We start from the raw sequence: 24030 nt of genomic DNA, 5'->3' as shown, positions 1-24030 counted from the left end.
TCAGGTCGTTAACCTCGACGTTCGGACATTTCATCAGCTTGTAAGACTTGACCCAACCAACATGGCTGACCTGCATACTGAATCAAACGAAAGTTAGAAACAAAACTCATTCGCTTGGTTCGGAAGCGTCCCGCATTGGGATCAAAATACCAACGCCACGCCTGGTATTCATAATTTCTAAGTGTCTCACCTGCTGAGACTCTATCAATTCGTCTCTCAAATTCGGGAGGGTCATTGAGGTCTAGGCAAGAGTTAATTGATAAAAATTGCTCTGGTGGCATTCCCTGTGCATTTGCAGCAACAGAATTACAGTAGAGCTTTTTTGTTGTGGCGATCGCATACATTGAGCGATGCGACCCAATACACCTCAAATACACTATGGGATTGTTTACCCCAACAAGCACTCCCTAACCTCATAAAAACTGCACATAAATTAAAAAGAATCTACCAGGACATTAACCATGACAGCAGCCTTTAAACCCGGAGATATTCCCGTAGATTTTCAACTGAGTTTGCTATCTTCCCCACAAATAGAAAGCCCAATTATCCTCAGACCCTATCAACAAACCATTAAGGATGAGGTCTACAATCAACTCAACCAGGGTATTCACCGCATCCTCGTTTATAGCCCTACAGGTTCGGGGAAAACGGCTACCTTCTGCTCGATGATTGCCGACTTGTTGGCATCCCGTCATCGGGTTCTGTTGCTGATGCACCGGGAATTTTTAATCGAACAAACCGTTAAAACTTTAATGCGGTTTGGTGTACCGACGGAAGCCATTGGCATTATCAAAGCTGGATATTCGGAGAATCGAGATAGACCCATTCAGTTAGCGGGGATTCAATCCCTTAGCCGTCGCCAACATCCACAAAATATTGATATTGTTATTGGGGATGAAGCCCATACAATTTGCTGGTATTCCGAGTATAAAAAACTCTTAAACAGCTTGAATAATTCCATTCAAATTGGGTTCACCGCTTCCCCCTGGCGACTCAAACCCCATAAACAATACTTTGGTGAATGGTTTGATACGATTGTTAATGGGCCGACTATTCAAGAGTTGATGTCACTGGGTTTTCTCGCCCGTGTGAGGTATTTTGGTAAGGGGGGATTGGTTGATTTAACCCAACTTGATACCGACTCGACGGGGGATTTTAAGACCTTGCAAATGGAACAAAAGTTTCTGGATGCGGGGATTTGTGAGGCGGTGCTAGTCGAAACCCCACAATGGAATATCTTTGTTTGTTTTCGATAGACTCTTTTTGATCCGTAACCCTAAAAACCTGAGACAGTCAGATCTGAAGCTACAAAATATTGCCCTTTTTAGAGTAAGATTGTGAATCCCATAAAATCATTTATGATTGATAAGATATCAAAAGTAATTGTTAACTATGAGATTTAAGGTCATTGGCGCGATCGCCTTACTCAGCCTAACGGGACTGGGGACAGAGGTTCGAGCAAATATCTCCATGCAACTCAGTCAGTTCCGTCCCGCAGATACCACAAAACCCGCTGATCGAGAAGGAGGAGGTTCACGAGGAGGAAGTGTTTTCAAGGAGGGTTCGAGTTTAATCGCCTTAACTCCAGTGAGAGGAGGAGTAACGGTTGCTGAATATCCTACCTTATTGGTTTACGTTCCTCAACCCAAAGAATCCTTAACCAACTCCCCCGTTGAGATGGGTTTGAAAGATGAAGAAGATCGTGTAATTTATAAAACTATTATTCAACTTCCTCCTCAAGAAAGTATCATAGCTATTAATCTCAAACAAGATGAAACATCTATTTCTTTAGAACCCAACAAAACTTATCGCTGGTATATTTATTCTACTCGGGTATATTCTGATTATATAGAAGTACCAATAACGCGAATTAGCCCTAACGATGAATTATCTCAAGCTCTAGAAAAAGCCAACCTTCAAGAACGTTTCAATCTCTATAATCAAAACGGAATCTGGTATGAAGCCCTATACACTTTATTTGAGTTACGCCGTACCAATCCTAACGATACAACTTTAATTCAGGAATGGAAAGAATTGCTTCATTTTGTTAGACTCGAAAAAATTGCCGATGTACCTCTGCTATTAATTGAAGCTTCAACTTATCAAAACCAAACACAAGATTCTCTTGAAAGTTCGGAGCTAAATACAACACCAAATCAAGTCACAAGTGACACCCAATTTAACCCCCATAATCCTCCCGGCTTTCGACCAGCAGACCAACGTATTCCTCATACCCCTGATGGTGGAAGTCGATAAAATTCTACACCAATCCATCAAAACAAGCTTATGAAATTATTGAATATTGTTATTTTTGCGGGAGTTTTTGAGTTGAGTTTAATTCAAGATAAAATCCTGATCTTATCTAAATCTTTACAACCAAAAATAGAAACTTATTCGATAACCGAACAAGAAAGTTCATGGATTCAGGGAGAAAAACTTTCTCTCAACCCGACAACTCAGCAATTACTAGAAACGGGTGAGCGACAATTTCAAACCAGTCAATTTCAGGCTGCTCTTAAAACCTACCAACAAGCGCTCGAATTATTTCGACAAACCAATAATAAAAGGGGTGAAGCCGAAACCTTATTCAATATTGGAGTGATTTACCGCGTACTCAGTCAATATTCTCAAGCCACAGAATTAATTGAACAAGCTTTAGAAATTGCAGAGTCTTTAAATCACCAAAATTTGATCGCCTCTGCGTTGAGCGAACGGGGAGTGATTGCTTATAGTTTGAGTCAATTTCCCGAAGCGTTAAAATATTATCAGCAAGCCATTGAACTGAGTCAAAAAATTGGCGATAGCTATACGGAAGGACGAACTTTGGATCATATGGGAGTTGTTTATCGAAGACAAGGAGATTATAATAGAGCTTTGTCTTTACATCAACAAGCGTTAGCAATTTTGCAAGAACTTAATCAACAATCTCCTCAAGCGGTTGTTTTGAATAATATTGGTATCGTTTACAATAGGCAAGGAAATTATTCTAAAGCCTTAGAATACAATCAAAAAGCGCTGGCTATCAGCAGAGTGTTTGGCGATCGCTATATTGAATCTCGCATTCTTCTCAGTTTGGGTGTTGTGTATCAAAATCTTAGCCAATATTCTCAAGCGCAAAAGTTGTTGCAACAATCATTGAAAATTAAAGAGGAAATTGGTGATAAAATAGGAATTGGTCGAGTTTTAAACGATCTAGGTGGAACTTATATTAATCTTGGTGAATATTCTCAAGCTTTAGAAATTTATCAGAAGGCTTTGGCAGTTCGTCGTTCCGTTGGCGATCGCATTGGGGAAGGAATTACTCTGAGTAACATCGGGTTAGTTTATCAAAATAGGGGTGAATATTTTCAAGCACAAGATTATTATCACCAAGCTTTAGCTATCAGTGAAAAAATTGGTGATCGTCCCGGTGAAGCTTCTGCTTTAATGAATCTTGGTGGAGTCGCTTCAGCACAAAGTCAGTACACAGAAGCCGTGAACTTTTATCAACAGTCTTTAAAGATTCGACAGGAGATAGGCGATCGTGCGGGAGAAGGATATACACTTAATAGTATTGGGGCTATTTATTATACGTTGGGTCAGTTCAATGAAGCCCTAAAATTCTATCAACAGGCTTTAACGCTGCGTGAAGAAATAGGCGATCGCGCAGGCGAAGCACAGGCTTTGAATAATATTGGATTGGTTTATGAAGTTCAACAACAGTATAACAAAGCCCTTGAATTTTATCAACAAGCTTTAAAGATTCGGCGGGAGATTGGAGATCGACCCGGAGAGGGAAATAGCCTAAATAATATTGGATTTATCTACAATATTAACCAAGAGTATACTCAAGCTCTTGAGGTCTACCAACAAGCATTAATCATTCGTCAGAATATAGGTGATCGCTTTGGAGAAGCCACGACCTATAATAATCTAGGATTAGCTTATAAAAATTCAGGAAATGAAACCGAAGCTTTAGTCGCCTATCAACAAGCACTGGGAATTTTTCAGGAAATTGGTAATCCCGAAGGGGAACGTTCAACCCTCAGCAGTATGGGGGCAATTTTTGAAAAACAAAATAAAGTAGAACTGGCGATTATCTTTTATAAAAAGTCGGTCAATGTCACCGAAGCAATTCGTCAAAATATTTCCGGACTTTCAACAGAACAGCAACAGTCTTACACCGGAACGGTGGCGGATATCTATCGCCGCTTGGCGGATTTACTCTTACAACAAAATCGAGTTTTGGAAGCACAGCAAGTTTTAGATTTATTAAAAGTTCAAGAATTAGATGAATACTTAAATAATGTTCGAGGAAATAATCAAACGTCCGAAGGAATTGAACTTCTTCCCCAAGAACAACAAGCCTATCAAGAATATACCCAAATTCAAAATCAAATCGTTCAATTGGGAACAGAACTCAATGAACTGCGGATGATTTCTCCAGAAGAACGTTCACCGGAACAAAATCGGCGCATTGTTGAATTAGAAAATATTCAGCAGCAAGTTCGTCAAAGCTTCAATAACTTTATCGAAAATCCAGAAGTTCAAGCCAAATTACAACAACTTTCCCAAACCACCGGAGGTCAGAACTTAGACTTACCCAATCTTAATCGATTACAACGTCAACTGCGTCAAATTGAACCAACTGCTGTACTTCTTTATCCTCTTATTTTAGAGAACCGAGTTGAACTGATTTTAGTTACGCCTTTTAATCCACCCATTCATCGTTCTGTTACGATTGAACGAAAAGCATTAAATCAAGCGATTGTAGATTTTCGCTTAGATATTTTGCGTCCATCAGTACCTTTAAATCAAGTAAAAACTTCCGCTCAACGCCTTTATGAAATTTTAATTAAACCCCTGGCAGGCGATCTGGCTCAAGCCAATGCTCAAACGATTATTTATGCGCCGGATAGTGTATTGCGATATATTCCAATTTCTGCCCTTCACGATGGAAATGAATGGTTAATTGAACGATTTAATATTAATAATATAACGGCTGCTTCTCTGACGGATCTAAGTTCTCAAGACTCCAAAGAATTAAGAGTTTTGGCGGGGGCATTTAGCAGTGGAAATTATCAAGTTACGGTGGGAAATCGGCAATTTTCTTTTGATGGACTAACTTATGCAGGGTTAGAAGTTCAAAATATTGCCAAACGAGTTCCCCAAACCACAACATTAATTAATCGAGAATTTAATCGGAATGCGGTGATTCCTTTTCTCAACGATCATACTATCGTACACTTAGCAACTCACGCCGCATTTGTTCCGGGTCAGCCTGAAGATTCTTTTATTTTACTTGGAGATGGCGATCGCTTAACGTTACGAGAAATTGAGACGTTAAACTTACCCAATGTGACATTAGTTATTCTGAGTGCTTGTCAAACCGCAGTTGGCGGACAGTTAGGAAATGGAGAAGAAATTTTGGGACTTGGCTATCAGATGCAGCAGGCGGGAGTGTTGGCAACCATTGCGTCATTATGGATAGTTGATGACCAAGGAACGCAGGTGTTTATGGAAGCGTTTTATAATGCTTTATTGTCGGGGAAATATACCAAAGCGGAAGCCTTGAGACAAGCACAAGTAAATTTGAGTCAAAATTCAACTCAAGACAATAGTTTTAGTCATCCTTATTACTGGGCGCCTTTTATTTTAATTGGGAATGGATTATCCACTTTTTGACGGTAGAAGGCTACTGAGACAGGTGCTTTACCTTAAATGTAACGGGTATCAAACTCTAAATCAAACCAATTGAATGCTTAATATTCTCAGCGTCCCCCAATCTGATATCTTGAAAATGTTGTAGTTAATAAGCCAATGAAAATTCCAGGCGCAAATCATCTAATCAAGATCGCTCCTCAACCGAAGCGAGTCAAAGTCACCTTTAACGGACAGACGATAGCAGAAACAACCCAAGCTTTGGAACTGAGGGAAGGAATGTCACCACCCGTGCAGTACATTCCTCGCAGTGATGTGGTAATGGAACGGTTACAGCCAACCCAACGTTCCACCCATTGCCCTTTCAAGGGAGATGCTAGTTATTTTAGCATTACGGTCGATGGTAAAACGGCCGAAAATGCCATTTGGTCTTATGAAAATCCCGATCAGGCGGTTGAACAAATCAAAGAGTACCTCGCTTTTTATCCTAACCGTGTCGATGGGATTGAAATGATTTAGGAGTATCCATCTTCATTCTAAACCCATTGAAGCGATCGCAGTTTGAGAAGAAGTTGGGGGCGGATAGCGATCGCCGACACGTTGGTTGTGTTGAGAGACGGGTCGGCAACTTGCAGTTAGTCTGAGTAAGGAAAAATCCTGAAATTTGTAATACAATTGCTTAAGAATAATAGCCAGAGCCGCATTGATCGCGAACGGTAAGCCTCGTTTGAGTAATCAACGCTTTGATATCGGCATCGGACGGGATTTCTTGGGCAGCAATACTCGCTTCTTCAACAATCGTATTGCCCAGACGAATATTATGGCAAGCATCCCACTCCGTTTCTGCGGTCAACTCGGTTTCATAGTGGACGACAATCCAATAGCGTTTCAAGTCACTCATACAACTTCACAATTTCAAGGGTTTATCTTCTAATTATTAATGAGAATGTAAATTAAATCCCGATTCGATCATCAATTATCCTTCAGCATTGTTTTAACCACTATTAATTCGTTGGGCGATCTTCATCCCCAAATTGCAATAGCATTTGAATTGCGATCGACGAGGACATAATAACGTAGAAGATGGGAAATTCTGCGATCGCAATTTTCAACTTCACCAGTTGGCACTCCAAGTCAAATCGTGATAATTTTGAGGATATTTTTTAAGATTTTCTCTCACCCTTCCAGAACTGCCCGACCGTAAAGACACCGGGAATGAAGGGGGCATTAGGGACACTTCGGCTTTAACACGGTGTAGACTTTTGCCCAATGCTGCGGGCATTATTGTTTATTGTCCCTCGTAACAGCAATGCTAGTTTGACCCCATAATGTGAGCCGAAAATTGACTTGTTTACAAGCCGCTATAACTAAGCTTAACCAGAACTCCGGTTATTTATATAATTAATTTCGCTTGCTTAAAAAGCATCTGGATGATAAGATCACAGAACGTATAGGATTTGCATACAATAGGAGTTTACATATGACAGATACTAGCTCCATTTCTGATTTAACAAATGAATGGATTAATTTGCTTAAAACAGCTAAAGAACCAGATGCTCCTCTAGATTTTTATTGTCGCAAGATTATGCCTGAGCTATTGCCACTTATACGAGAAAAATTTAAAGCAGATTATGATCAAGAACCTCAATATGATGGATTAATTTCACTTCTGGGTTTTACTCCAGAGACAGTAATTTTATCCCATCAATTTATCCAGCCAGAAAAGATAGTTGTAATTCACACAGAAGAAACAAAAGATCTACTAGACACAGTTAAAACATATGCTAATATACCATCTTATTCATATTTTTATGAATCATTCATTCTCTGAAAAACCAAACACTGATATATACCGTGCATTGGAAGCGGCTTTAAGGCTATTCCCAAAAGGATCACGCATTGTTATTGAACTTACAGGTGGTAAGAAAACTATGGGTGGAGCATTGGCAATTGCGGCAGGCATTTTAGATATAAATTTAATATATATCGATTACAAAGAATATCTGCGCGAATTTAGAAAGCCACGTCCTGAATCAACTTATATTCAATTAGTTGGTAATCCATTAAAACTCCCGGTTGATCTTTTTTCAGAAGTTGAGGTTAATAGGGCTGTTAATTTTTTCAATGTAGGCAAATATGATATTAGTCAGACACTATTTGAACAAGCTAGTAACCGCATGACACAACCTCGTGCTGCCGAATTATGCTCTGAATTGTCAAAATTATATATGCTTTGGAACTCTTTTAATTTTCAAGAAGGATATAAATTATCCAGGGAGCTTTCCAAAAGAATACGAAGTTTTTTTGGTCAACTTTCTTCAATATTTGAATTTGACTCATATCGTTTTGAATGTCAGTTAGAAAGTTTATAACAATTAGCAAGTGGAAGCCGTATTCATATTTTATTCAACTTTTATTTTAGCGCAGAAAGATATAAAGAAAATAGTCAGAATGATATTGCGGCTCTTTTATATTATAGGACGTTAGAAAGTGTTTTTAATAATTCATTGCAAGATATATCATCCGAGGATTTTAAAGCTGATAAACCTGACTATTCATTATTCAATATCAACACTGATGATCTCCAAAATCAATTTATAGAATTTCGTGATAGTAATTCCAAAAATAATAGTAAATCAGCCAATAATAGTCTTCCGAAAAAATTGGCAATGGTGGACGCACTTTGTTTGCTAGGATCATTGGATGACCCTATTGCTAAAAATCCTAAGATTAATTTAGGAAGGGTTATGAAGATAGCTGAGATTCGTAATAGAAGTGTCTATGCACATGGAGTAAGCCCTATAGATTCACAATCTGTCAATGAAATTTGTAAATTAGCGACGGATGCTCTTGAAACATATATGAATATTAAGGGAATGAACTCAATTGAGGATCAAAGGCTTGCTTTTAAATTCATAAAGCTTTCAATTGTAAAAAAACATGGATATTTAATGGGACTTAGGTAATAAACTTGATCACAATCTAATCATCACTTCTACTCCACCAATAGCAACATTTAAAACTGTTGAATTGTCTAGGTTATAACGTTTTTCGTGAACCGTCTGGAGTTTTTTCCTCTGCTTATGTTCCCAAAAAATCTATGGATCTATGAAAGCATTATATTTCTACCCAAGCCATCTGCTGTAGCCCTCTTTTCACCCCCTGAACCCTCCCCTCTCCAAAAACAATTGCTTATTCTAAATGAGACTCAGCCTTAATATCCATTTCATCTAGAGGTTCTTCAATAGCGTTCCGAATCCAACTGGGGTCAAATTCGTGGGTTGTGTTTGCCTTCACTTTAATTTCAATAACCATATCTTCTGCTTTATCTGAAAGGGTTTGCAACACTTCAAACAGTTGGAAAATATTGTTTTTATTTGCAATTGAACTCAGCTTGTAGTGCTTCGCCGCTTTTTTACCGTCTTTGATGTCTACCGAAACGCGCCGAACAATACTACTGCTTTCCGACTTATATTCAACGGTTTTTATATCCTCTTTCGCCACCGGAGTTTGACCCGTAGAAACCGAATATAAATTCTCATCAACAGGCGTTAATTCTTCCGCTAAATCCTCCGCATTTTCCATAAATTCTGCGGATGAATTGGCGGATTTACATTCCTCTTGAAGTCGGTTTACCAACCCGGAAGATAACAAATAACCGGATAAATCTAACTCATCTACAGGAATTTTGCAGTTGAAACTGATTAACTCTGCATTCTCAACCGTTGGTGTTTCTCCCGCAGTAAACGTTCCCGCCGGAACATAACCCAAATTTCCCTTTTCAATCGCCTGAAGAATTGCCGTTTTAATCGGTTCAACCCGCAGCAGCTTCGGATAATTGGGAAAACGGAAAAAATAACTGACCAATTCTTCCGCTTGAATATAGTCTTTTTCTTCGCCGTCTAGACGGGAAATTCGCAGCAATTTATTTGGCGTTAAGCTATCAAAAACATGGTTTTTCAACGCTTCAAAAACACGTTCTTGTAATTTATGGCTGGTATTAATTTGGGAATGAAGGTCAATAATTTCGAGTTTATTCGGCGGTTGAATATTGGGATTAAATACGGGTAAGATAATATATTCGTACAGTCGGCGCAGCGCCGCTTCAACTTCTGAATTTGCCTCTTTTTCCTTTGTACCCAGTTCCTCCCCGTCTTCTGCGGAGAATTTGTATTTTTTCTTTTGTGCCACTAAAGAGGCGATCGCTAAAGCCGTTCTTGCCCCCTTGCGTGCCTTATCCATTTGCGCTAAATTGGGAACTATAAACGCCAACCCATTCTTATAATCCCGCTTATCATTACCCCGATTTTCCCACCAAATTAAAGCATCTTCTTTTACTTTTTCTTGACTTTTTTCTGCCCAACTGGGGTCGAGATACACTATAATAAACTGAGAGATTCTATCCGGTATCGCCGCCGAATCCTTCGGCCACAAAACTACTTTTCCGCGAGAATTTTGGAGATTTTGGTTGAGAGAATTGCGAATCAGTTCTAAAACTTCTTCGCCCGTAACTTTGCTTTCCTCATCGGCTATTAATTTGTTTAAATTCGGTTTGGTTTCAAATCGATATCGCTTGCCAACATAATGCAAATACAGCAATTCATCCCGCAAATCACTTAACACCGCAGTAATGGTCATTCGGTCTAACCCCGATGCGAGACAGGAAGCCGCAATATCCTGTTCAAGCACCCCCCGATCTTCTCCACCTCTGGCACCGAAAGAATACATTAAAATGGCAGAAGCCAAACGACTTCCCACATTCAAATGAGCGATCGCAGGCGAATCGTTGGCGATGCGTTTATCAATGGCGTTGACTTTTGCTTTACGACCAATTAAATCGGCATTTATAACAGAATTGTAAGCGTCTCGTTCCCCAACTTGACTAAAGAAATTGTTGCGGACTGCTTCGTTGTTAAAATCAATATTGCCGGGGGTAATTAACCAAGAGTTATCATTGGTTTGTTTGAGGGAATAGATAACCGAGGCGAGAAACTGCAACGCCCCCCGAGTTCGCTGATAGCTTGGCAAACTTCCCCAACGGTGATACATTAAATCTAATAAGTCGGGATGGAAAGGATAGCTATATTCAATGCGTTCGGCTAACAAATTGGCTTGGTGTTCGACCTCCTGTTTTTCTTGCTTGGTCGTGGCATAACTTTCTCGAAACTTGCGAAATAATTCCGCCTGCTGACGGGCGACTTCTTTAATAATTTCCGGGTTGCCAATGTCAGAAAATAGCCGTTTTTGAACGACTTGCATCACTTCATCGCCGGAAACGGGTTCTTTTTTGGCATCGTTACGGGCGACTAATTTATCAAGGGTACTCAACAACCCTTCATTTCCCACCGCTTCTTGGACGCTGGCTTGCAAAGAATAGACTAAAACGGTTTTGGGTCGGTCTGCAACAACTTCGGTGAGTTTTTGAATGAAGGTGAGAACTTGGCGCCCGAAAGTAGAGTCTCCGACGGTTAATCCCATCGCGTTTTCGACGTAAACTAGAAACTCATCCATTAAAATCAGGTTGGGGCGATCGCCTAATATTTGTCGAATTTCGTTGTTTCCGGGGGCAATGCGGTTTTCGTCGTTGTCTTTGACAAAATTATACGCTTGTTGTCCGCCCAACTGCCAAGCAAGATACCCCCAAGGCGTGAGTATGCGGGGGCCATCTTCAACTTGTATCCCCGTACTGGCGTTAACATCCAAGCCGATAAATGCGGCTACCGAGACTTCACCGGGGTCGGGAAGATTGGAGAGTAGAGGAAAGTTTTGCAGTTGCGATCGCGATTTGGCAATATGATAGAGGCTGACGAGAGCGTGGGTTTTTCCGCCTCCGAAGGGAGTTCTTAGCTGCAAAACGCGATCGCCGGGTTCTCCTGCCAATCGCTTTAAAACGCTTTCTAAGAGGTTTTTCAGTTCTCCGGTGAGGTAGGTTGCCTCGAAAAATTTCCGGGCATCGCGGTAAACTAAGGGACAGCTATCTTCATTGCGAATTACAGATCCCAATTTTGCTGCATAAGTCGCATTATCTAGTTTCCCCTCCAAAATATCGGCGTGGGGGGTAACAACTTGTGTCCAGGGTTTGAGTTGATAGGCTGTCATTGTTTTTGGGTTTAATGTAGAAGGTTTTAATCGGATATGTGAGAAAATTTATCTGATTTTTATTGCGGTTTAAGCTTTATAAATTTGTGAAAATAAAATCGAGCTATTTATTTAACAAAAAATCATCAAATTATTAAGTTGAATTTTCATTAACTGCAATTTGACTGAGGTGTTTGAGAATCCGCAGCACATCATAAAGTTCATTATCGGGGTTGCGAGTTACAAACACTTTCGAGGTTGCATATTGAGGAATATTTTCAACTTTCACCAGCTTAACAAATATAAAATCGCTCCCGGTAACAATTAAACCGTAATTCGGACGGTCTAAGTTCGGACTGGCTAACAAATAAGTTAACAGTTGACCAAGACCCGCTTCTATGGAAAATTCCGCCCGTTTGGATTCGATGACCATTACCCATAATTTCTCTTTGAGAACTAAAGTATCAATTCGACCTTTAATTAAGTTCTCTCCCTCCGGTATCTCTAAGAGAACGGATTCTTCCGAACGAATGTAATAGGGATAAAGAAAGAATTTTCCGATAAATAAAATCGGGTCTAAAATTGCCATCCGAACAACATCTTCGAGAACCGGAGGATTTTGCAATAAATTAAAAAACCCTTCCTGAACTTGGTCTAACAATTGCTTTTCTAAATCGGTGAGTTCTGGTAAATCTTCTTGCCATTCTCGAAAAAACTGCTCGTCTCGTATCCATTGCAAGTTGAAGTTATCGATAAGATATCGGAGGTTTACATCTTGGGCTTGAATCGTTTTTTGAATCATAGGAAGTGGGAGTTGGGAGTTGGGAGTTGGGAGTTGGGGGTTGGGTTTTAGGGATTGGGAGTTGGGTTTTAGGGATTGGGTTTTAGGGATTGGGAATTGGTTTTTAGGGATTGGGAATTGGTTTTTAGGGATTGGGTTTTAGGAATTGGGAGTTGGGAATTGGGAATTGAGAATTGGGTTTTGAGAATAGTCGAGTTAAGCACTTCCTCTAACCCCTAACCCCTAACCCCTAACCCCCTAACCCCCTAACTCCTAACCCCCTAACCCCTCTGAGTAAATAAGTTGTCCTCAATTATCCGTTTCCACGAAGCCAAAAGTGTATCAATGGCTTGCTGTTCCCGAGTGCGGCTGGTAATATTTTCTTGTTTGGTTTCGGGGGTGAGGGCGCGTCCGGCTAACGCTTGGGCGACTAACCGCAGTTGAGACGCATCGGGCATTGCTAGGGCGAGAAAGTTGGTAATATCTTGAGGTTTATGTTCCGATAACCACAACAACCGATGTAAAATATCGATGAGTGTCGGGTTTTGGGTGTTAGGCGTTGGGGTGTTGAATGTTTTTCTTCCTCCTAATTCCGAACTCCGAATTCCTAAATCCTCGCTTTCGCCCCGTTCGCTGTAGTCGCGCAACTGAATTTTATTTTTGTTTTTTGTGACTAACGCCAGTTTACCATCGGTCAAACCGCCGGGGCCATCAAGTTCGATACCCACGCCACGCGCCAGAGTATTGGCTTCGTCAAATTCTACGACGGCTTCTCCGTATTCATAACGTCCCAGGATGTAATATTGGGTGGGTTTATCGACTGCGGAAACTCCCCGTTTATCACACAGCAACACGTCCGAAAGAACGGTTTCCAAAACTTCTTTCTGCACTTCATCAAGGAAGGTGTTGGCGTCGAGTTCGTCTCCGTTGGGAAGTTCCACCGAGTCGTATTGGGTATAAGCCCGCAGCCCCGCACCAATACAGGCGATAACCAAGTCCGCACCGCTAACGCCTTCAGCAATGAGAGTTTTCACACGGTCTTGAACGATTTCTCTCAGTTGCGGTTGTACGTCCATTGCGTAGTCGCCAATTTTAGGAGTTGGGTGATTAGGAGTTGGGAGTTGGGAGTTGGGAGTTAGTGGGGTTTTTGGGGTTCCGCGTTTTCGGGCGATTAAAAAGATGCTAGAAGCAAGAGAGGCGCGAAGACTACGCAACCCACCTTGTTGTTCTGTATCCAAAGGCCATGCTTCTGTAATGGTAAATTTTGCTCGTCTGAGAGAATCAATTAATGTTGACCATCCTGCGGTGGTTTTGTGAGCATAAACAACAACCATCATACCGCCATCTTTTAACACCCGACTGGCTTCACAAAAAGCCTGGTGCATCATGTCTTCATAAGCTTTTGCAGCTTTCGCTTTATCACCTCCATGTCTAGAGGATTCCATAATGGCTTCTTGTTTTTTGGGAGTTAATTTTCCCGAAAAATGTTCTGGATAAAGATGCCCAATTGAACGCTTAAACCAGACATAAAAATAATCAGATAAATCCGCATAGGGAACGGCATCAAAGTAAGGAGGGTCAGTAATAATTGCATCTAAACTTGAATCTGCTATGTCAAGCTTTTGTGCTGGTTGCCGTTTAATAACCGCAAAAGAATTTATTTCTGTTAAATTTTTTAACGTTTTAATTGTATAATCTAACCCATCACTCCAGTTTCCAGAACTTGTACCAATAGGATTTGTTTCAGGAAAGTCCCAAACCATTGGTAATCTTCCGCTACCAATAGGGCTTTCTATTTTTTCTCCTTTTGTGTGATAAACGCCTAAATTACTGCCTCTGTTAGCAACTTTGGTAATTCCTAAGCAAAGATAAGTAGTTACAGCTTTTGCAAACTCCTCATCATATCCTTGCTTTAACATTTCCTCATGCGCTAACCTAACCCACTTCACAAACGTCATTAAAGAAAGCAGTTGTCGGGGGGTGAATAGTTTTCCAAAATTATCTAAACCATAAAGATGTGTAAAAAATGCTCTACTATTACCGGAAAAAATTGGCTCATCTGGAATTGTTAAACCTGTTTCTGCACATAACTTTTCTAGTCGCTCTTTTATTTGGACTTCATTAGGAACATACTTTTGATAATCAGTTCCCGACAAATAAGTTTTTCCTTTAGCGCCCGGAGTTGTACAAACAATAGCCATTAACTGCTGATTTATTCTGCCAGCTTTTCCTTCATTTTGAATATAAGGTTTAGTTTTAATTGTTGTTCCACAGTGGCGACAAAGTGAATTTCCGCGTGTGCTTCCCGAAGCCGGATTAAAACCCAAACCCTTTTCAGTCGTTGACTCCACCACTTCAAATTCAACCTGTTTCGTTTGATAATTGGGAGTTACCTTTAACGCCACATACTTCTTACTTTTCTTGCACAACCACGTTTGTCTGACCAACGGAACATCCGCCCCACAAGCCGGGTTAGGACATTTAACCGTTCGCGTCCAAAGGTAAGCAACGGGTGTTAGGAGTTGGGAGTTGGGAGTTGGGGGTTGGGGAGAAGTAGATGACGGAAATAAAGACAATTGTTGTCCTTGCGTTTCTAAATTCTTTTCTCTAATTCTATCGCCTTTTGCCAAACTCGTAGTTCTTTGTAACTCTCCATTTTCTTCCTCCAAATCCCCAATCCCTAAATCCAAATCCCCAATCCCCGGATATAAGTCGCCAACTTCTTTCCGTACATTTTCAATCACCCAATTTCCCCACTTCTCAACCTCATCTGCGAGTTTTTTTCCGTATTTTTGGGGATAAACCAGAGTACAAAGTTCGATAATGTGGGCGACGGGGTTTAAATCAATTGCATGAGTTTCGCACCCCAAACGCAACGCTTCCAAAGGAATAGCGCCTCCACCTGCAAACATATCCAAAACCTTCGGCGGCGGTACATCTTTGAGGGGTGTATTTTCCGGTAAACCCAGACGTTGACGTTGGGCTTCTAAAATCTGTTCTCTCGCTTTATTTAACGTCGGTTCTCCCACTTTCCACTTACACAAATCTATCATCAATTCTTTCAACACCGTCCGCTTTTGATAGGTTTCCGGCGCCGCCACCAAAGAAGCATAAACAGCAGCACGCGCAGCCACCAAAGGCCGTCTTGCCCACCATAAATGTAAAGTTGAAATGTGACCTTTTCTAATCGATTTTTCCCGTGCGGCTTCTGCGGAAATCTCGCGGATGGGAATAAAATCTTCAATTAAGCGGCGGTCTTCTGTCATTTTGAGTTTATCCTGTTATTTTCAAAAAATTGGTTAAAAAATATTTACTTAGAATCTATCAAAAAAATATTCATCACTTAAATTATACATCTCTTTCCTCGATAAATTACTTTTGTTTTTTCTCGATGAATACCTAAAGTTAACTATTTAATGTCTGTGCGTAAGAACCAATTGTTTTGGCATTAATTAAATATCGTGTCACCTCCTTGACTTCCCTGACATTTGCTGCTAACTTTTTAGCAGGATTTTTAATCATCAATAACTGCGGGGTCGGGGTACTGCACCCCCAAACCACATACAGCCAATAAGTGTCCCCCAACTGCTGCGCCCGACGCCATTCGTTCGCCGTCAGGGAAACATCCTGTTCAAACTGCGCCCGTCCCTTAACCTCGATGCGTCGTACCGGAACAAGACCCGTCGCGTTATCCCCCGGTTTGACGCTGCGAATATCAAACCCGCTACCATCCCGGTTTTGACTGATATCCTCCGGTTCCCAACCCCGTTGTCGTTCATAGTCCATAACGTACTCCATCGCAAACGCTTCCACATCGGGGTCATTTCGCATCCCTCCAGCAGCCACTTCCGCAGGTGCCGGATAAACCAAAGCCGTTCCCAGGTAAGCGACCCGCCCCAACCGGACAATATTGAGCGCCTTCAGTTCATCCTGCTTCGCCTTGTAGCGTTCTTTCAAGGTTCGTACCTTGTTTTGGGAGCTATCTCGGGCAACCCGATAAGTTTCCTCCCCAGATGCAACCTTAGCCGCCAACTTCATCTGGGTACACTGCGCCTCCCTTATCGCCGCTTCCATCGCTTGAGCGAGGTAGTCCCGACGAATATCCAACTCCCTCTGACGCTGGGCGCGAACCTCGTCCATCATCGTCATTTGCACTTTTACCTTCAGCCAGCGCTCCACCTGCTGCTGTTCGGTGGGAGCCAGGGGTTTCAAAACGTCGGTCGTTGGGGGGTCGGCCGGTGCCAAGTCGTGCAAGCAGTCCGTCGCCACCAAAACAAAACTTCCCGACTGATATTCGGCTACCGCACACAGCCTCGCCCTCAAGGTCTGTTCTCGTCCCTGGGTGGTTTGTCCTTGAATTTCCACACAGAAAAAATGAATGCGGTAGGGCGCTTGGGCGTCCGCATCGACAAACGTGGCGCAGCGATACCCCACCCGTTCGGCGAGTTGGTAGTCCAAACGTTCAGCAATAGAGGCAAACAAACAGTGTCCAGGGGAAAGAAATTCCCCATCCTGGTGAACCGCAGCTTCCAACTGTTCTTTATAAAACGTCAATTTGGGATAATATTTTTCGGGGGTTCCTAACCGCCGCACTGCTTCCAAAGTGTTCGAGCGAAACTCCTCTTTCAAGTAGGGAATGCGCCACAACCCATCGGCCCGCACTTCCAAGTTTAGGTGCAGATATTCACAAGCCCGCTTAAAAAATTCTTCCACATAGCGGGGCATCAGCCGCCGTTCTTCGGAACGAAAATCTTGAGTTTGGGTTTTCAGACGAACCCGAGAAAAATCAACGTGGGAGGTTGCCAAAGCCAGTCCTGTGGCTTGTTCAAGGTCTTTTAAACGTTCGGGGCTTAAACGGTCAATTTGGGCGATAGCTTCATCCTCGTCCGCCTGGGAATAGGTGGCTTGACGTACCAACTCCTCAAAACGAATATCATTAAGTTGCAATAGCTGGCCGATAACATCAAATACTCGGTCGTTCATCGCCGCCCGAATTTCATCGAGTTTTTTCAACAATTTCTCTAAAACCCGACCTTCTACGGTGTTGACCGCCACAAAGTTAAAAATATAAACGTCCCGCTTTTGACCGATGCGGTGAATGCGCCCCATGCGTTGTTCTAAACGGTTGGGGTTCCAGGGAATATCATAATTAACCATCAACCGACAAAATTGCAGGTTAATTCCTTCTCCTGCGGCTTCGGTGGCGATACAAATTTGCTTGTTAAATTGAAAGTTTTTTTGGGCGGCTTTGCGGTCAATAACGTTCATTCCCCCGTGAATTTCACAGGTTGAATATCCCCACTGTTGCAGATTTTGTTTGAGATATTCCAAAGTATCCCGGTGTTCGGTAAAAATTAATAGCCGCCCTTCTCCCTCGCTCAACTCGTCAAATTCTGAGCGCTTGAGTAAATTTTGCAGTTCGTTGAGTTTACGTTCGGTTCCGAGTTCAATAGTTTCTTGGGTGAGTTTAACCAGGCGTTTGAGTTCTTGCAATTCTTCGCGCAATTGTTCAATTTTTTCGGCAATGGTAGACTCTACTGCTACATTTTCCAATTCATCTTCAGAACGGTCTTCGTTGTCAGTTTCAGTATTAACTGAACAGCCAAAATTCATCAACCTCTGGCGCTGTTCTTGGGGTGAGAGTTGTTCTAATTCTTCTAAGAGGTTAGAAAATCGTTGATAACGTCTTTTGAGAGAATTCCAGATAGCGTTTAAACTGCTGGCGAGTCGGCGTTGTAGAACAGTTCTCGCCAAAGCAACAGTAGCCTGTCGCCGTCCGGTGGTTTGACCAAGATAGCGGTTGATATAGGTTGTAATTTGGTTATAAAGGTATTCTTCGGCTTGAGATAGATTAAAAGGAACGGTGATGGCGTGACGAGGTTTAAACAGTTTTTGTCCTTCAAAGTCGCGGAGTTCTTCTTTAATTCGCCGCAGAAACCAGGGGCTATTTTCCAAGCACAGCATTTGGGTGTTGTGCGTGTCGGAAATAAATTGGTCGGGGTCGAGCAAGCGGAGAAAATTGTGAAATTGGTCAATGTCTCCCTGGTGGGGAGTTGCGGTTAATAATAGCAGTCTTTCGGTATTGTTTGAGAGTTCTTCTGCAAGTTTATAGCGTCCGGTTCGTCGCAAGTCTTCGCCTTGGGTTCGGGCCGAACATTTGTGGGCTTCATCGATAATTACTAAATCCCAATCTACCTGTAAAAGACCTGAAATTACTTCATCCCGTTTGGCAAAATCAATGGAGGCGATGCACTGACGAAAGCGTTCCCAAGGATTTCCCGCCAGTTGATTTTTTGCTAAAGTTGAAGTAATCACCTCAAAGGTTTCAGCAAATTTGCTTTTGAGTTCGTCTTGCCATTGTATGGTTAGCGATGCGGGAGTTAGAATTAAAACCCGTTCGATGGCGCTTCTAAGTTTTAATTCTTTGAGAAGTAAACCCGCCATAATTGTTTTACCCGCACCTGGGTCATCTGCTAAAAGAAATCGCAGTCGAACTTGGGGTAAAATGCGTTCGTAGACGGCTTCAAGTTGGTGCGGTAGGGGTCGAACACCGCTTAAACTTACGGCAAAGTGGGGGTCATACTCAAAGGCGGTTTTGATGCGGGCTGACTCAATAAATAGAAAAAGTGAATCTCCATCAACCAGTGTGGAAGTATTTTGTTGTTGAGTGATAATTTCTTCAATTTCGCTGTAACTGACTCCGGCTTCGCGAAGTTCGCCCGTTGAGGTACGAACTTGTAGCAATACCGTGTCATCAATAATGTCTGCCGAAACAACCGTAACCGCCTCGGTAAACTGTGAGGGAATCAAAATTCGTTTGCTAATGAGTGAGTCAATCATTCTATTTATAGTTGTTTGGTTTTTTGAAAATTAAGCAAACAAAACTGTTTTGATATAGAACAAGCCGACCCCCCAAAAAAATCCTAAACCCAGCCGCCTCTATTCCTATATTCAATAATAAGCCGAATAACCTTAGATATCAATGTTGGAATTACGGAACTTTGAAAAGTTTCTCATACTTAAAAAGTAGATAGTTCTCCGTAAAATTACTGAACCGATAGCCCAATCCATGATCGGTTATGAATTACACAAACTTATTGAATAAATAATCATTAAATCAATCAAAAATAATTGAAATAATTAACATAAATAATCGGTAATTGTCCACGACTCCAAACCCCTCAATCTAAAGTTCTCCATTTCCGCTTCACAGCTTCCAGATTTGATCACTTCCAGGTCATCAGTATGCCACAACAGCCCTATTTGTTGGCTGATAACTTAACCTATGAATTTCCACGCCTTCCGCAGGTTATTCAAAAATGTACAGTTAAGCCTAGTCGAATGCGATCGCGTGGCGCCAGTCGATGCAAACGGAGTGGGAAAATCAACATTGCTGCAAATTCTAGCCGGACAAATCTCGCATCAGGAGTTAATCTACACCTATCAAAATGTGAGGAAATTCATGTCAAATTCTACCCGAACTTAATCCCATATCCTACTTTTGAACGTGCGATCGCCGTTTGGCTCGTCGGGCGTTATTAAGAGAATTTTGTGATAATTTTATTAATGCAGACAAGTTGAATAAAGTTTTGAAATAAAGACTGAACCCGAAGAAAACTCAACGATCACGAAACCGCCATAACAATAGATATATTCATCAAGTTCTCCGAGATCTACATACAGCATCACTAGGTTTAAAGAATAGATTGAAAAAATAAGTGATTTTTTATTCAATAGTTGACGGGGAAGCATAGCCCATCTGGGTTTGATGCCGAATATACGTATTTATACGGAGAAAAATGCACCTGCATGATTCAAAAAAGATCTCAAAGATCAGTAATTTCCACATTGCTATCTGTAGCTTTTCAAGTTTAATCTTGAGAGTAGAGATGCACTCAACCCCGTCAGAGGTCAACAACTCAACCCCAAAACGAATTTTTGCGGTTTTTCAAGGTCAACCCCAATTCAGGTAAACATTAAATTGTTTTCGGTCAGTAATCCAATTCTCGGTAAACACGACTAGGTTTAAAACTCATGGTACTAGCCGCTCAACTCAACAACGGAGCCACCTCCAGAGCAAATCAAATCATCCAAATTCTTCAGAAACGTCGCCCACTTGCACAACGAATTGAACGTGTAGAAAGTAATCTAAAAACTTTATCAGTTGCGCTCAATCAACTTGAAAAGCAACGGGATCAATTACTGACTCGGGTTGATGACTCCGGTACCCTAGGTAGGCTCAGAGAAATTGATTGTACATCAATTCAAAGAAGCATCAACGATGAGTTATCTGTGCTGAATAATCTCAAAGCAAGATTTTCCCGCAATACCCTCAACATCGGAGTTGTCGGTCGAGCCAGACAGGGTAAAAGCCGCTTGCTGCAAAGTTTGACAGGGCTTTCGGCTGAGGAAATTCCTGACGGTGACGACCAACACTGCACGGGCGTTCGCAGCAACATTCATCATAATCGCGATGTAGAAACTTATGGTGAAGTTTTCTTCCATACCGAACGGACTTTTTTGGATGAAGTCATTACTCCCTATTATGAGCAGCTTCGTCTGGGTTCAAGACCCAACTCTATTCAAGAATTTGCAGATTCTCCATTACCAGAACTTCCTCAAGAGCTTAAAAACCAAGCTTTAGCATTTGCTAAATACGAGCATCTTCTCAAATATCATCTTTATCTTCCTAAATACTTTAGTTGTCTATCGGAACCTTCTCCGCGTCGGATTTCGCAACATGAAATTCGAGAATATGTTGCTCAAGATACAATAGACAGGCGGCGAATTTATTTTAAATATCTGGCCGTTCGAGAAGTTAAAATTGTTTGTCCGTTTCCCAACCCAGATATCGGACAAATTGCGTTAGTAGATATGCCCGGTTTGGGAGATACGGGCATTGGTGACACCGAACGCATGATTAAAACTTTAGGACAGGATATTGATGCGGTTTTGTTCGTGCGAATGCCCAAATCTACGGGGGATTTTTGGGCGAAAGAAGATGTAGAACTTTATGATATGGCGAATACGGCTTTAACTGATTTGCCGATTCGTGAATGGTCTTTCATGGTGCTAAATCATGTTAAGAGTTCAGGAATTACTGATAATTACAAGAATTGTCAAAGTTTGGCAGAAGCCATTCAGGATAAACACATCAATGTTCAGGATGTGATTATTGCTGATTGTGCGGATGCTCAAGAATCAAAAACTGCAATTTTAGACCGATTTTTAAGTTATTTAACCCAAAGAATCGAAGTTTTAGATCGTCAATATGCTTCGGCTTGTCAAGAGCGAATAACTCAAATTCAAAGAAGTCTCAATATTGAACTCAACAAAGCTCAACAGGCTTGGAAAGTCAGTTCAAGTAATGACTGGTTTCCCGAGTTCTTAAAACTGTTTGGAAGTTTGTGGAAAAATTTAACTCAAGAACTGGAAAAACTGCTCTCATCAATGATTTCTGAGCGGGATACTGATGACGCTAATTTTAAAACTGCGGTTGATGCGGCGATTAAAAATTGTCGTTCTAAGGCGGGGATTCCAAGTTTGGCAGAGATTGAGCAAAAAAATTATGCTGCGGGTGCTTACCAAAGTGCTTATGCAGAATGTTTACATGAAGTTCGGACTCATTTATCAAAGCAATTCTTGGATTTAGATGATGCTTTGAAGCACTCTCTCGAAACAGCTAAATCTCGTGTGGTTCAGATTTTAATTAGCAAAGGTAAGTTAGGAAAATTAGCTGAGGATTGTCAAGGAAGCGAGTATTTGAAAGTGATCGCTGCAAAGATTCCAGACAATTTAGAGGGACTGCGGTTAGGATTTGAAACTCTAGCCACTTTTGATTTACAGTATCGCGGATTAATTCAACATCGAATTCGCAAGTATTTAGATGTGTTAACGCCCAATCGAACTAAATATAAATTGGATGATTTTTGGACGCAAGCAATTCCTATCGGGGGAATGAGTTCTACTCAGAAAATCCGAGAGAATTTGCAGAAAGCACAAGCGGAGGCGGTGAATAACTGTGAAAAAGAGCTAAAAACTCTTTTGAAAGAGCCAAGCCAAGCGGGTTTTGCAATTGTTGAGGAGTTTGTAGATCGGGTGTTACGGGCTGAAGGTGTTAAAGATGAATGGCAAATTTTCTTACAAGAAGTTGCTTCTGATATCTGGCCTGATGAATTTGGTTCGGTGTTAGAATTAACTCAATTCAGACGAGATTGGATGCAGGTTGTTGAACAAGTAGAACGCAGCAATCAAACGGAAGCTTTGAGTTTATTGCGGTAATTTTAACAGTTGATATTGCCGAAAATATACACACCTAATTGAAGACTTTAACTCGATTGGCGATACAAAATAGTATCGCTATTTTTTTTGCTTTTTGAGGCGGAATATTGGCGTGGTTGAGCCGGATCGCTTTATTTGTATCCCCCTAATTTCTCTTGAATTTATAGAAAAAATTAGAGGTAACGTTGCAGCATCTCTATGCAATAGATCGAGCTTTGTGGGAAAATGCGATCACACGAAAAATCTCATCAATAATGTGGCATTAATTCTGTCTAAAAATTGGATAGAGGGGGAAACTCTCAGATCCAATTCCTAGCCGAGAGAGATAAAACTATAAAAGTTTTGTTTGAGAAGCGGTTTTGAACATCTTGATTTTTTAGAGCGAAGCCCTTTTGTTGACTTTTTAATCTTCCCGTATTATAATGAATACTCTTAACAAAAAATGCCAGTATTTTTGAGGAAGAGTTGGGCATGGTTAATAGAGGAACAACAAGCCAAACTATCGCAGCCTCCTCACTTCATCTGTTTTCTCAACTTCAAAAGCTAATAAGTGCTTGGGAAGAATGCCAACCTAAACGAGCCATGGGAGGGAAGTGGGCTTTAAGCGGTTTTGAATACCAATTCCTTCAAACACTGCTGAGAATTGTCCGTCAATGGAAAATTTTATCTTCTTGAAGTAAATGAAGTGCTTGCTGTTGATGTAATTGCAACCCTTTGTAATGTTGCCACAGATTATTGGCATGAGCATCGCTGGAAAAAAAATAGACTGGAGGGAAGTCACCCAACTGATACTGATGGTGTAATTTTGCTTATTGATAATAAAAGAAAATATTTCAAGGGGGGTCGTCATGCTTTATATTGGCATCGCCAATATATTGAATCATCAGATATTGTTGCTTGTTTCTTAATGACATTAGAGGGATGGCTCTACAGTCGTCCAACCAAAGCAGCACTCGAACGTTCTATATCAATCATCTTTGAGCGTGCTGATACTGTTGCAATGCTTGGGGTACTCATTTCCTTAGCTAAACGCTATCCCAACCTGTTGAAAGATTCCTTACTACTCACCCCCAAAGATACCCATGTCTTAGTTAGCGCACAAGCTTGTTTTCTCCCCATTCCGCGCGCAGGGGAAGTGCAGTTTCAATCCCGTTTTATTTAACTATCAATCCCGTGCGGAAAGCCCTGCTGTTCTGGCGATTTTAATTTCGACCGAAGGCAGTAGTGCTACCATTATTAACAATGGTCAA

The 24030-nt window shown here is 41.3% G+C and carries 18 protein-coding genes; 11 read left to right on the top strand and 7 right to left on the bottom strand.

Annotated features, from left to right (window positions below; genetic code table 11):
- Positions 1-8 precede the first annotated feature (8 nt).
- Entirely contained in the window at positions 9-344 is a 336-nt protein-coding gene (locus tag M595_RS06115; RefSeq protein ID WP_023065165.1) for a hypothetical protein, read from the bottom strand.
- Between the two features lie 117 nt (positions 345-461).
- Here M595_RS06115 and M595_RS06110 point away from each other — a divergent pair, with 117 nt between their 5' ends.
- The 4 genes from M595_RS06110 to M595_RS06095 all read left to right on the top strand — a co-directional run bounded on the left by M595_RS06110 (position 462) and on the right by M595_RS06095 (position 6159).
- Complete coding sequence (locus tag M595_RS06110) at positions 462-1256, top strand: DEAD/DEAH box helicase (protein ID WP_023065164.1); 795 nt, start codon at positions 462-464, stop codon at positions 1254-1256.
- Positions 1257-1392: 136 nt separating this feature from the next.
- Positions 1393-2256 (top strand): DUF928 domain-containing protein, encoded by an 864-nt coding sequence (locus tag M595_RS06105; protein ID WP_023065148.1) that lies wholly within the window; start codon positions 1393-1395, stop codon positions 2254-2256.
- Positions 2257-2286: 30 nt separating this feature from the next.
- Positions 2287-5664, top strand: a complete 3378-nt coding sequence (locus tag M595_RS06100) for a CHAT domain-containing protein (RefSeq protein ID WP_023065209.1) — start codon at positions 2287-2289, stop codon at positions 5662-5664.
- Between the two features lie 135 nt (positions 5665-5799).
- Positions 5800-6159 (top strand): DUF427 domain-containing protein, encoded by a 360-nt coding sequence (locus M595_RS06095; protein WP_023065233.1) that lies wholly within the window; start codon positions 5800-5802, stop codon positions 6157-6159.
- Positions 6160-6171: 12 nt separating this feature from the next.
- On the opposite strand, the gene M595_RS31045 is transcribed toward M595_RS06095, so the two are convergent.
- Together M595_RS31045 and M595_RS06090 are read right to left on the bottom strand one after the other, a co-directional pair.
- The gene (locus M595_RS31045) at positions 6172-6315 is read right to left on the bottom strand and encodes a hypothetical protein (protein WP_023065190.1); all 144 of its coding nucleotides are present in this window, start codon (positions 6313-6315) and stop codon (positions 6172-6174) included.
- 4 nt (positions 6316-6319) lie between these two features.
- The gene (locus tag M595_RS06090) at positions 6320-6541 is read right to left on the bottom strand and encodes a hypothetical protein (RefSeq protein WP_023065252.1); all 222 of its coding nucleotides are present in this window, start codon (positions 6539-6541) and stop codon (positions 6320-6322) included.
- A gap of 579 nt (positions 6542-7120) precedes the next feature.
- Between M595_RS06090 and M595_RS06085 the strand changes: the two genes are divergently transcribed.
- The 3 genes from M595_RS06085 to M595_RS32975 are packed head-to-tail and all read left to right on the top strand — an operon-like array spanning position 7121 to position 8606.
- Positions 7121-7471, top strand: coding sequence for a hypothetical protein (locus M595_RS06085; protein WP_152983539.1), 351 nt, complete (start codon positions 7121-7123; stop codon positions 7469-7471).
- Complete coding sequence (locus tag M595_RS32980) at positions 7452-8012, top strand: hypothetical protein (RefSeq protein ID WP_040483659.1); 561 nt, start codon at positions 7452-7454, stop codon at positions 8010-8012. Before M595_RS06085 ends, M595_RS32980 begins: the two co-directional genes overlap by 20 nt.
- Positions 8013-8033: 21 nt before the next feature.
- Positions 8034-8606 carry a hypothetical protein gene (locus M595_RS32975; RefSeq protein WP_083492782.1) on the top strand — a complete coding sequence of 191 codons (573 nt, stop codon included), beginning with the start codon at positions 8034-8036 and terminating at the stop codon, positions 8604-8606.
- Positions 8607-8832: 226 nt separating this feature from the next.
- Here M595_RS32975 and M595_RS06070 read toward each other — a convergent pair whose 3' ends face one another.
- The 4 genes from M595_RS06070 to M595_RS06055 all read right to left on the bottom strand — a co-directional run bounded on the left by M595_RS06070 (position 8833) and on the right by M595_RS06055 (position 19339).
- Entirely contained in the window at positions 8833-11739 is a 2907-nt protein-coding gene (locus tag M595_RS06070) for an ATP-binding protein (RefSeq protein WP_023065229.1), read from the bottom strand.
- A 133-nt stretch (positions 11740-11872) separates the two neighbouring features.
- Positions 11873-12520 (bottom strand): hypothetical protein, encoded by a 648-nt coding sequence (locus M595_RS06065; protein ID WP_023065262.1) that lies wholly within the window; start codon positions 12518-12520, stop codon positions 11873-11875.
- Positions 12521-12780: 260 nt separating this feature from the next.
- On the bottom strand, positions 12781-15765 hold the full coding sequence (locus M595_RS06060) for a DUF1156 domain-containing protein (protein WP_023065217.1): 2985 nt from the start codon (positions 15763-15765) through the stop codon (positions 12781-12783).
- A gap of 139 nt (positions 15766-15904) precedes the next feature.
- On the bottom strand, positions 15905-19339 hold the full coding sequence (locus M595_RS06055; RefSeq protein WP_023065214.1) for a helicase-related protein: 3435 nt from the start codon (positions 19337-19339) through the stop codon (positions 15905-15907).
- Between the two features lie 405 nt (positions 19340-19744).
- On the opposite strand from M595_RS06055, the gene M595_RS32140 reads away from it, so the two are divergent.
- From M595_RS32140 to M595_RS06040, 4 genes are all read left to right on the top strand, one after another.
- On the top strand, positions 19745-20041 hold the full coding sequence (locus M595_RS32140; protein ID WP_023065189.1) for a hypothetical protein: 297 nt from the start codon (positions 19745-19747) through the stop codon (positions 20039-20041).
- Positions 20042-20533: 492 nt separating this feature from the next.
- Positions 20534-22780 (top strand): hypothetical protein, encoded by a 2247-nt coding sequence (locus tag M595_RS06045; protein WP_023065213.1) that lies wholly within the window; start codon positions 20534-20536, stop codon positions 22778-22780.
- 471 nt (positions 22781-23251) lie between these two features.
- Entirely contained in the window at positions 23252-23455 is a 204-nt protein-coding gene (locus M595_RS31040) for a hypothetical protein (RefSeq protein ID WP_023065176.1), read from the top strand.
- Entirely contained in the window at positions 23424-23942 is a 519-nt protein-coding gene (locus M595_RS06040; RefSeq protein ID WP_056041117.1) for a hypothetical protein, read from the top strand. Before M595_RS31040 ends, M595_RS06040 begins: the two co-directional genes overlap by 32 nt.
- Positions 23943-24030 lie beyond the last annotated feature (88 nt).

Origin of the sequence: Lyngbya aestuarii BL J, from assembly GCF_000478195.2 — a bacterium.
Classification (GTDB): domain Bacteria; phylum Cyanobacteriota; class Cyanobacteriia; order Cyanobacteriales; family Microcoleaceae; genus Capilliphycus; species Capilliphycus aestuarii.
This window is presented reverse-complemented; position numbering and strand designations above follow the sequence as displayed.